Here is a 10587-nt window from a genome sequence, read left to right as displayed (position 1 = left end):
AGTGGCAAATATTACACCCACCTCCCCATTGACTGGACAACTGGCAATGGTGAGTACCTCGGATGGTTAGGTGAATTCTGCCTATGGAATTCTGTATCCGTTCACTACCTGAGTGAGGCTCACAAACGTAAGGCGAGCCGGGGCGACCACGACCTGGTGCGAGCAACCGTAACGATCTACACCGCGATCGCCGCCATCGCCGTCGCAATGCTTGGTGCGGCGTTCATTGCCGGCATTATTCCTGTCGCACATCATGGCATCGCATACTTCCTGATTTTCGCCGGAGCTGTTTGTCCTTCGCCGCGAATGCCGCTTCGCGCAGCCGTCAACGCCAGGGATAGCTTTGTTTGGACGGAGGGCGTTGACCTGGTGAGACGTGTTGCGATCCTGGCGGTGACGATCGCGATGCTTTCTGGCCTTTCGTTCGCCGCATATGGCGCGCTGAGCTTGTTCATATGGGTGACGTCGATCGCGGCTCTGGTCTGGCTCGCCCGTCCGCACGGCTTTGCATTGCAGAGTGGCGTGTTTCTCAGGGGGCTGCTTTTTCTGAGGCGCAAGTTTCGGAAGGCGCGCGGGGCAGTCGTGTCGTCATCGGCCGAGTTTGTGATCAGCATTTTTCCGTACTACCTGCCGGCTGCAACAGGGGATGGAGCGGCAATCGTCGCGTTCGATATGTTCTATAAGGTGTCGCGCTTCGCGATGGTGACCTACCTGATCGGCGCAGAGACGGCCCTGCCTCATCAAACGCGCGCGCTGCATAACGAAAATGCGTCCGGATTGGGTAGGGCAACAGCGGCCGGATTCGTGCTGGGTTTGGTGCCGATGACCCTCGGCATTGTCGCGGTCTCCATGTTCGGCGAAAGGATATTTGGTACTATTTTGAACCATAGCGGAATAGTCTCGCCGACCATGCGCATGGCACTTTGTGCAATGCTCGTGTTCATGCTGATACAAACGACGTGCGCATTTGTGCTGGTCGGCGCGCGAAAATTCGAGGCGCTCGCCCGTCGCGCCAGCATCACCCTTGCGGGGATGGCGCTGATCAGCGTTCTTATGTTTCTGTTTCATGGGAACATCGACACGTTCATCGTCGCCTATGTGTGTGTCTATGGAGGAGGCGCCTTGCTTTACGCGGCGTGCCTGTATTCGCTAAGCAGATGTGGGAAAGGAACTCTCACGCCTTCAAGATGGGAACGTAAATCGGCGATGGAGATGCGCCAATCTGCGGTGGCGCCGGAGGCTTCTCAAGAAGGCAGGGGAGAGGCAGACTCCCGAATGCCGTTGCCGGCGGGTCTCCTGCGGTTTTGCGTTGACATCAAACTGTGATGCAATGGACCATCGCGCAAGCGTTCATCCCGCCCGGTCGCAAGCCCAGAATAACAAGAAGTTGGAAATGATGATCCTGTATTCCGCAGCGCTTAGCATGTTTGGTGCCAAGGTCCAGATCGCCCTGATCGAGAAGGCAATCGATTTCCAGCTGGTCATGGTGCCATACGATCGCGATCGCGGCTACGAGCCGAAACATGCCGAGGTGCTGCGGGTCAATCCGAAGCGGCAGGTGCCGGTGCTGATCGACGGTGACGTGGAGATTTTCGACTCGACACAGATCTTCGAGTACCTGGAGGACGTGCAACCGGTGCCGCCGCTGTGGCCCCGCAAGCCAGCGGCGCGGGCCGCCGCACGCCTGCTCGAGATGAAGTCCGATGAAGTCTACTTCCCGCACGTGGTTCGGTTGATGGGATTGCAGGACAGGCCCGACGACCCGGCCGCGATCGCAGCACGTGACAATGCGTCACGCTATTACCTGGAGATGGATGCGCTGCTGGCTGATCGCGAATGGCTCGCCGGTGATTACACCTTCGCAGACATTGCGTTCTACATGGCTGCCTTGTTCGGCGAACGCATGGGAGCGGTGGTAGGGCAGGAGACACCGAGGCTGCTTGCGTGGCGCGAGCGCATGACCTTGCGGCCCGCGGTGATGCCGGTTGTCACCGCGCTGGCGCGTTACCTGTCGAGCCAAGGACGACCGGTGCCGGGGTGGCTCGATGCAGCCGTGAGATAGCCGAGCGGCGTTCACCCCAGGCGCCAACGCGCATCATGAGCCGCGATACGGTCCAGGCGGGTCGTCGATCAGCTACATCCATTCCGCCCCTTCCTGCGGCCTGGATTGAGCGGTATCAAGGAGTCGCTCGGGCGGTGAGCTGTTGCCCCCGACGCCAGCAGGGGTCGTTACATGGCATTTGAACTGTTCCAACTGACCGGCCAACGGGCGCTCATTACCGGCTCGTCGCAGGGCATCGGCTTTGCGCTGGCGCAGGGCCTTGCCGAACACGGCGCCGAGATCGTCCTCAACGGCCGCGACGCCGGCAAGCTGGAGGCGGCCGCGGCGAAACTCAAGGCCGCCGGACACAAGGTATCGGTCGCCGGCTTTGACGTCACGAACGCGCAGGCCGCCAAGGATGGCGTCGGGGCGATCGAGCAGAATACCGGGCCGATCGATATCCTGATCAACAACGCCGGCATGCAGTTCCGCTCGCCGCTGGAAGACTTTCCCGTCGAGAGATGGGATCAATTGCTCGCCACCAACATTTCGAGCGCGTTCTATGTCGGCCAGGCGGTCGCTCGTCACATGATCCCGCGCGGCCGGGGCAAGATCATCAACATCGCCTCGGTGCAGAGCGAGCTCGCGCGCCCGGGCATTGCGCCCTACACCGCAACCAAGGGAGCGATCAAGAACCTGACCCGCGGCATGTGCACCGACTGGGCCAAATATGGCCTGCAGATCAACGCGCTCGCGCCGGGTTACTTCAAGACCCCGCTCAACCAGGCGCTGGTGGACAATTCGGAATTCTCGGGCTGGCTCGAAAAGCGAACCCCTGCCGGACGCTGGGGCAATGTCGAGGAGTTGGTCGGCGCCGCCGTGTTCCTGTCCGGCAAGGCGTCGTCCTTTGTCAACGGGCACACGCTCTATGTCGATGGCGGGATCACGACCAGTCTGTAAGCTTCGTGCCGCGGGAGTTTCATCATGAAAGCCGTCGTCATCCATGCCGCCCGCGATCTGCGGGTCGAGGAACGTGAACCCGAGGCCGCCGGCGCGGGACAGGTCGAGATCGCCGTCGAGGCCGGCGGCATCTGCGGCTCGGATCTGCACTACTTCAACCATGGCGGCTTCGGCACGGTGCGGGTGCGCGAGCCGATGATCCTCGGTCACGAAGTGGCCGGGACCATCAAGGCGCTGGGGGTGTCGGTATCCGGGCTCGCGATCGGCGACCGCGTCGCCGTGTCGCCGAGCCGGCCCTGCAACGCCTGCGACTATTGCCTGAAGGGCCAGCAGAACCATTGCCTGAACATGCGCTTCTACGGCAGCGCGATGCCGATGCCGCATATCCAGGGGGCGTTTCGCCAGCGCCTCGTCGCGGAAGCCTGGCAATGCCACAAGGTCGCCGACGGCGTCTCGATCAACGAGGCGGCCTTTGCCGAGCCGTTCGCCGTTGTCTTGCATGCGGTTAATCGCGCCGGGTCGCTGCTCGGCAAGCGGGTGCTGGTGACGGGATGCGGCCCGATCGGCGCCCTGGCGATCGTGGCGGCGCGTCTGCACGGTGCGCGGGAGATCGTTGCGACCGACGTCATGGCCGCGGTGCTCCAGAAAGCGCTCGGGCTCGGCGCCGACCGGGTGATCAATGTCGCTGACGCGCCCGGTCAGCTCTGCGCCTATTCGGCCAACAAGGGCTATTTTGATGTCCAGTTCGAGGCGTCCGGCAACGAACGGGCGGTCCGCTCGGGGCTGGAGGTGCTCAAGCCGCGCGGCATCCTGGTTCAGCTCGGCCTCGGCGGCGACGTTTCGATCCCGCAAAACATGGTGGTGGCCAAGGAGATCGAAATGCGCGGCACCTTCCGCTTCCATGAAGAATTCGGACTCGCCGTCGACCTCATCAACCAGAAACGGGTGGATCTGGCGCCGCTGCTGACCGGCGTTTTGGACTGGAAGAGGCGATACACGCCTTCGAGGTCGCGGGAGATCGCAGCCGATCCATGAAGGTTCAGCTAAGCTTCTGAAGATACCGGACAATGATAATAGGGGAAGTAAAAAATGAAGCTCGTACGTCTGTTGGGTGCGGTGGCGTGCCTGATCCTGTTCCAGGCTTCGGCAATGGCGCAGGAAGTGTCGCTGCGTCTCGTGTCGGCCTTTCCGGAAAACAGCTTTTACGTTTCCCATCTTTTGAAGTGGGTGAAATCGGTAAACGAGCGCGGCAAAGGGGTCCTGCAGATAAATTTCATCGGTGGCCCGCGTGCAATTCCCACATTTGAAGTCGGCAATGCGGTGAAGACGGGGGTCGTCGATATCGCCATGTCGACCGGGGCTTTTTACACCAACGTCATGCCCGAATCCGACATGTTGAAGCTCGCTGAAAGGTCTGTCGCCGAGCAACGGAAGAACGGAGCCTTCGACTACATCAACAAGGTGTGGAACGAGAAAGCCAACATGCAGTATTTGGCGCGGATGGTGGAGAGCCAGCCTTTCCATCTCTATCTCAACAAGAAGATCGACAAGCCGGACCTTACCGGCCTCAAGATCCGGATCACGCCGGTTTATCGCGAGTTCTTTCAGGCGCTCAATGCGAATGTCGTCACGACGGCTCCGGGTGAAGTCTATACGGCGCTGGAGCGAGGGGTTGTTGATGGCTACGGCTGGCCGATCGGCGGGTTGTTCGACCTGAACTGGCAGCAGCACACCAAATTTCGCGTCGACCCTGGCTTTTACGATGCGGAGGTTTCCATCATCGTCAATCTGGACAAATGGAAGAGCCTTACCGAGAAGCAGCGTGAGTTGTTGAACAGCATGGCGCTGGAGCTGGAGGCCGGCAACGGCTTCTGGAAGCAGTACGCGGTCGATGAGGAGAAGCGGCAGGCGGATGCCGGCATCCAGACGATCAAGCTGGATGGCGACAAAGCGAAGGTCTTCGTCGATACCGCCTATAGCGTCGCCTGGGCCGCTGCGAGCAAGGCGAGCCCGGTGCATGCTGAAAAGCTGAAAGCATTGTTGGGGAATCGCTGATTTTTGCGACGTCCGCCAGTGTCGAGAGTGTGGTCTATGGATGTGCTGGATCGGTCGATTGGCAGGCTTTGCCTCGCGTTGGTGTCGCTGGCATGTGCGTTGCTGTTTGGGATGATGCTGGTCATTTGCGTTGACGTGCTCTTGCGCAATGTGGCCGTGCCAGGGATGCCGCGGGGCTTCGCTTTGGCCAGCGATTTGTCCGAGTCTGCGATCTACCTGATGACCTTGCTGTCGGCGCCGTATCTGTTGCGAAGCGGTCGGCATATCCGGATTGACATATTGCTCCACATGGTGCCGGCGCGGATCGGCTGGCTGATGGAGTTGGTTGCAGCCAGCGCGATGCTGTTTTGTTGCGTGGCGATGGTCTGGTACGGCCTCGTTGTCACCGGGCGAAGTGCGGGCAGCAGCGCGATGCTCATCAAGACGGTGGTTTATCCGGAGTGGTGGAGCCTGGCGCCACTGCCGTTTGTGTTTGTGCTGTTGTCGCTCGAGGCAGTCTTCCGGCTGCGAAGCCTCATTGACGGGCCTCGGCAGCCGCGCAACGAGCAGGTGTCCGTGTCATGATGAGTTGGGAAGCGGCCGCCTGGTTGCTGCTTGGTGGATCAACCGTTCTGATGTTCGCCGGATTGCCGGTCGGCTTTGCGTTTCTCCTCATCAACTTGATTGGAGCTTACCTTTTTATGGCCGGTGAAGCCGGCCTGTCCCAGCTCGTGCGCAGCTCGGTCTCCTCGATCACGACGTTCTCCCTGACGCCGATTCCGCTCTTTGTCCTGATGGGCGAAGTCCTTTTTCACACCGGTTTGGCGGTCAAGGTCATCGACGGAATTGAGAGGATAATCAAGCACGTCCCGGGCCGACTTGCGGTGGTCGCGGTCGTGGCCGGAACCGTGTTCAGCGCAATCTCGGGATCGACGATCGCAACGACGGCGATGCTCGGCAGCCTGATGGTGCCGATCATGCTGTCGAGGGGCTATCATCCCACGATGGCAACGGGGCCCATCATGGCTATCGGCGCGGTTGATATGCTGATTCCGCCGAGCGCCCTTGCTGTTCTGTTGGGGAGTCTCTCCGGCATCTCGATCTCCAAACTCCTCATCGGGGGAGTTATGCCGGGCATCATTCTTTCGGTTCTCTTCGTCGGGTGGATTATCCTGCGCACGCTGTCCAAGCCGGAGTTGGCGCCCGATAGCGATTTCAAGGAATACAGCGGGTGGGCGAGGTTCAGTCCACTCTTAATCTATGTGGTGCCGCTGGTATCGATCTTCGGGCTCGTCGTCGGTGCGATGGTGGCCGGCTGGGCAACGCCGACAGAGTCTGCTGCGATCGGCGCTTTCGCGACGATCGTCCTCGCGGCAGTCTACCGGGCGTTGACGCCGAAAGTTCTGTGGCAATCCCTGCATGGCACGGTGCTTATTTCCGGGATGATTCTCTTCATCATCATCGGAGCAACGACCTTTTCTCAAATATTGTCGTTTTCCGGCGCCACGAATGGAATCGTCAACATCATCACGCAAAGCGGGCTTTCGGCCAACGCCCTGGTCATCGTCATGTTGTTGATCCTGATCGCGCTCGGCGTCTTCATCGATCAGGTCAGCATGATGCTGATCACGCTTCCCATCTTCATGCCGCTGGTGAACTCGCTTGCGATCGACCCGGTGTGGTTTGGGGTGCTGTTCCTGATCTGCATGCAACTCGGAATGCTGCTGCCGCCCCACGGCCTGTTGCTGATGACGATGAAGGGGGTGACGCCGCCTCAGGTATCGATGGGGCATATTTTCCAGGCGGTCGTTCCATACCTCGTCATCAGCATTGCCGTTCTCGCGCTGGTCTATCTCGTGCCTGAAGTGGCGACCTGGATGACGAAGGCGCTGTAGCGCTGGCAAGGGATCGTCCTGGCCGCACAGCCAGGCTCCCGAGAGAAATACAATATGACGGATTGGGTACTCAAGAAGGACTAGTGGGTTCCCTCGATTTCGGCGGTGTGATTGTGGAAGACGACAATGGTGCCGCTACAGCTGTCGAGGATTGTCCGACAACCCGCTCCATCGCAGGATGCGTGCGGTTCTTGACCTTGCTCAGCGCCGGACAGCGCTTTCCAGGAACTCCTGCACGGAGAGCGGCACCTCATCGAATTCAGGAAAGCGCCGACGCAACTCGTCGGCAATATCGACCGTGACGTCGCGCGACCAGCCTTCGGCAGTATTGAAGGCGATGATCCGCACCGGATGGCTAAACTGGTCTTCCAGGAGACGGCGGATCAGCGCCTCGCGGTCGGTGCCTTCCTCGTCTGCCTCGCACCAGGCGCGTCCGAGCCTGCCAAAATCGTTTAGCACCAGATAGATGTCGTGACCGCCACGATGCGGCACGATGGACGGGGAGCGAGGCATACGGAAAAACTCCCGCGCGAGAACAGGGTATGGAACCTTACTCTGTTCCAATCGCGCCGTGTTTGGAAAATCCGAGGTAAATCAAACGGATGATAGATGAGGGCGCGATCGGAGCCTATGCTCACGCCGCTGGGCCTTCAGCGCATCTGGTCCAGCAAGCCTTGGCCTCAGCTCGCAAGCCTCCGAGCTGGGGCTTTTTCCTTCCTCGAACAGTGGCGCCGCCCCGAGCGTTTTCAGGGCCTGAGGTCTCAAAACTATCTCAGTGGCTGAACTCCAACCACGCATCGCGATGAGCGGTAGTGTCGGCTGCCTGATCTTTTTCGACGGCCTTCGCAGCAGAAGCCGCATCGTCGCAGACTGGACCTCTAGCCGTACCCGTTCGGCTTCGATGCTTTCGCGATCATCGCTATCGCAAGGCGCGCAGCACTGCAAACGACGCAGAGCTGTGCTTCCATTTCCTGAGGGAAGAGCCGGTCCTTGTGCCTTTCGCGTAACACTCGCCAGGAAAGAACTCTGAAGACACTTGTGCGGGGTGTCCGTTGCTCGATCGTTACCTAAATCTGCGACCTAAGATTCGAACGGTTGCGGAGCCAGGCCTGAATGAGGGCCACTCCGAAAGAGCAGGCAAACAGACCATGAAGATATTCAACAGCACGGTTCTTGGCGCGGCAGCGTGTCTTGTCGCCTTGAGCGGAGCCCAAGCGGCGGATCTTCCAGTCAAGGCCAAGGCGGTCGAATATGTCAGGATCTGCTCCCTCTATGGAAACGGCTTCTACTTCATCCCGGGTACTGACACCTGTATCAAGCTCGGCGGTTACATGCGCGCCGATGTCACCTTCAACGGCGGCGGCATTCAGGGCACCCCGGCCTGGAGTGGCCTGGCGGGTCAAAAAAGCCGGCTGAGCAACTATTATTTCGCGCGCGCCCGCGAAAACCTCAACGTCGACACCCGCACCGCGACCGAATACGGCGTGGTCCGTACCTACTTCGATGTGAATTTTTCCTGGACCACAGGTACCTATGCCGCTGCCGCCGCTGGTGGCGTCGGTGGCACCACGTACTCTGCGTCGCCGCTTAACCAAGCCGACGGCGCTACCTCAGGCGGCGGGTTCGGCGTCAACTTCGCGTTCATCCAGTTCGCCGGCTTCACGATCGGCAGGGCTGTATCGATGTTCGACGCACCCTTCGCCGGCTATCCCGCCAACATCACTGACGCGCTCCTCGGCGGCCATTCCGATCAAACCGGCGTGAACCAGTTTTCCTATACGGCCGATTTCGGTCAGGGCATCAGCGGTACAGTCTCGCTGCAGGATCAGGTCACCTACTACCAGACCAATTTGTGGAACGCGTCGGGCCTCACTGCGGCCGGCTTCGCGGCCGGCGCCTATGGCGTCAATAATTTCGGCGGCACGCGGTCTCCCGACATCGTCGGCATGCTTCGCGTCGATCAGGCCTGGGGCATGTTCCAGGCCTCGGTAGCCGCGCACGACATCAACGCGGGCTACTACGGCCCGGCGGAAACCTCAGGCCATCCCAGCAACAAGTGGGGCTGGGCCGGTCAGTTGGCCATGACGATCAAGAACCTGCCGACTGGCAAGGGCGACGACATCGATATTTCATTCGGCTATTCGGACGGTGCCAGCCGTTACGTCTGGCAGAGTCTGGTCGCACCCACCGTCGCCATGTATGGCAGCAGCGGCCTGGCGGGCGCTTACCAAGGCCTGAGTATTGGAGGCGTTTCTGACGGCATTTTCACGACCGGCAATGGGATCGAGACGACCAAACTGTGGGGCTTTCGTACCGGCTACACGCACAACTGGAACAGCCAGTGGAATTCAGCGCTGTTCGGCTCCTACACGTCGGTCAGCTACAATGCCACGGCAAGAGGTTATATCTGCGCCACCGTCACTACCTTCCTGACACCCGGCTCGACCTGCAATCCGAACTTCAACGTCGCGCAGATCGGCACCAACACGCGCTGGTCCCCGGTGAAGAACCTCACTTTCACGGGTGAGCTGATGTACACGCATGTCGATCAGCAATATTCCGGCCTCGCCGCCTTGCCGGCCGTCAGTGTCAAGCCGGCAGCCCTGTACGAACTCAAGGACCAGGGCACATTGTCACTCGCCTTCCGCGCCCAGCGTAACTGGTAAGACGGGCCTATGCTTGCGGCGGGTTGCTCATCTCGCTGAGCGCCTGCCGCACGGCTTCCACTAGGTCCAGGGCCACTGGCGAGGGACTGCGCTGCGGCGGAAACACCGCAGCAAATTCGAAATCGATCCGCGGCAGGAAGGGCCGGGCCACGACGCCCCGGTTCTCGAACTCCCGCGCGGTGAAAGGATCGCAGATCGCGACGCCAAGTCCGGATGACACCAGCCCGCACATGATTTCCGAGAGGCTGGTCTCGACCCGGAGAACCCGGCGGACATCGTCGCGATTGAAGGCCTGGTCGATCAGATGCCGGCCGGTCGATCCCGTCGTCAGGGACACGAAGGTCTCGCCTTCGAAATCGCGCGGCTGCAGCGTTGCCTTGGCTGCGAGCCGGTGTCCGGTTGGCAGAACGGCGACGCGGGCCGGCGCCGGCAACCGTACGCTCGACAATCCCGCATGGGCGATCGGCACTTCGGCGAAACCGATGTCACATTGGTTGTTCAACACCCAGTCGACCACAATCGGTGAGATCACGCCGAAGAAAGACAGATTGAGGTTCGGCCGCTCCATCAGGAAGCGCCCGGAGAGCCTCGGCAGATAGCCGTTGGACAGCGCCGGCAGGGCCGCGATCCGCAGCGTGCCGGTCCGGCGGCTGCGGATTTCTTCCGCTGCCGCCGTGATCCGCTCGAGACCGACGAAGGAGCGTTCGACCTCCATGTAGAGCGCCGTCGCGGCAGCCCTCGGCACCAGTCCAGTGCCGCGCTTGTCGAACAGCTCCATTTTCAGCAGCGCCTGGAAGTCGCGCAGCAACCGGCTGACGGCCGGCTGCGTCACGGCCATCAGCTTTGCCGCTTCCGTCACGCTGCCCGTCAGCATCATCGCGCGGAAGGCTTCGACCTGCCGCGAATTGATCCGCGCCATCTCCCTCTCCATCCATAACATTCCGGCATGAAGAGGGTGCCATTATTAATTGGACGACGAAAGCGTGGATTG

The 10587-nt window shown here is 60.6% G+C and carries 9 protein-coding genes and 1 pseudogene; 8 read left to right on the top strand and 2 right to left on the bottom strand.

What is annotated here, in order from left to right:
* The 7 genes and pseudogenes from JQ575_RS34010 to JQ575_RS33980 form a co-directional block, all read left to right on the top strand.
* Nucleotides 1–1326: hypothetical protein (locus JQ575_RS34010; RefSeq protein ID WP_212037539.1), on the top strand; the 1326-nt coding region annotated here is incomplete at its 5' end.
* A 67-nt stretch (nucleotides 1327–1393) separates the two neighbouring features.
* A complete protein-coding gene (locus JQ575_RS34005) occupies nucleotides 1394–2062 on the top strand; it encodes a glutathione S-transferase family protein (RefSeq protein ID WP_212037537.1) in 669 nt (222 codons plus the stop codon).
* Nucleotides 2063–2233: 171 nt separating this feature from the next.
* On the top strand, nucleotides 2234–3001 hold the full coding sequence (locus JQ575_RS34000; RefSeq protein ID WP_212037535.1) for an SDR family oxidoreductase: 768 nt from the start codon (nucleotides 2234–2236) through the stop codon (nucleotides 2999–3001).
* 24 nt (nucleotides 3002–3025) lie between these two features.
* Nucleotides 3026–4056: pseudogene (locus JQ575_RS33995) on the top strand (L-idonate 5-dehydrogenase).
* Nucleotides 4057–4090: 34 nt separating this feature from the next.
* Complete coding sequence (gene dctP, locus JQ575_RS33990) at nucleotides 4091–5056, top strand: TRAP transporter substrate-binding protein DctP (protein WP_212037533.1); 966 nt, start codon at nucleotides 4091–4093, stop codon at nucleotides 5054–5056.
* Nucleotides 5057–5092: 36 nt separating this feature from the next.
* Nucleotides 5093–5620: a TRAP transporter small permease gene (locus JQ575_RS33985; RefSeq protein WP_212037532.1), complete on the top strand. Its 528-nt coding sequence runs from the start codon at nucleotides 5093–5095 to the stop codon at nucleotides 5618–5620.
* Between the two features lie 50 nt (nucleotides 5621–5670).
* Nucleotides 5671–6930, top strand: coding sequence for a TRAP transporter large permease (locus tag JQ575_RS33980; protein WP_249167087.1), 1260 nt, complete (start codon nucleotides 5671–5673; stop codon nucleotides 6928–6930).
* A 201-nt stretch (nucleotides 6931–7131) separates the two neighbouring features.
* Here the strand turns inward: JQ575_RS33980 and JQ575_RS33975 are convergent, their stop codons facing one another.
* Nucleotides 7132–7443, bottom strand: a complete 312-nt coding sequence (locus tag JQ575_RS33975; protein WP_212037530.1) for a hypothetical protein — start codon at nucleotides 7441–7443, stop codon at nucleotides 7132–7134.
* Nucleotides 7444–8078: 635 nt separating this feature from the next.
* Between JQ575_RS33975 and JQ575_RS33970 the strand changes: the two genes are divergently transcribed.
* Nucleotides 8079–9596 carry a porin gene (locus tag JQ575_RS33970; protein WP_212037529.1) on the top strand — a complete coding sequence of 506 codons (1518 nt, stop codon included), beginning with the start codon at nucleotides 8079–8081 and terminating at the stop codon, nucleotides 9594–9596.
* A 7-nt stretch (nucleotides 9597–9603) separates the two neighbouring features.
* Here the strand turns inward: JQ575_RS33970 and JQ575_RS33965 are convergent, their stop codons facing one another.
* Nucleotides 9604–10515, bottom strand: a complete 912-nt coding sequence (locus JQ575_RS33965) for a LysR substrate-binding domain-containing protein (protein ID WP_212037527.1) — start codon at nucleotides 10513–10515, stop codon at nucleotides 9604–9606.
* Nucleotides 10516–10587 lie beyond the last annotated feature (72 nt).

It is taken from the genome of Bradyrhizobium sp. JYMT SZCCT0428, from assembly GCF_018131075.1.
GTDB lineage: Bacteria > Pseudomonadota > Alphaproteobacteria > Rhizobiales > Xanthobacteraceae > Bradyrhizobium.
This window is presented reverse-complemented; position numbering and strand designations above follow the sequence as displayed.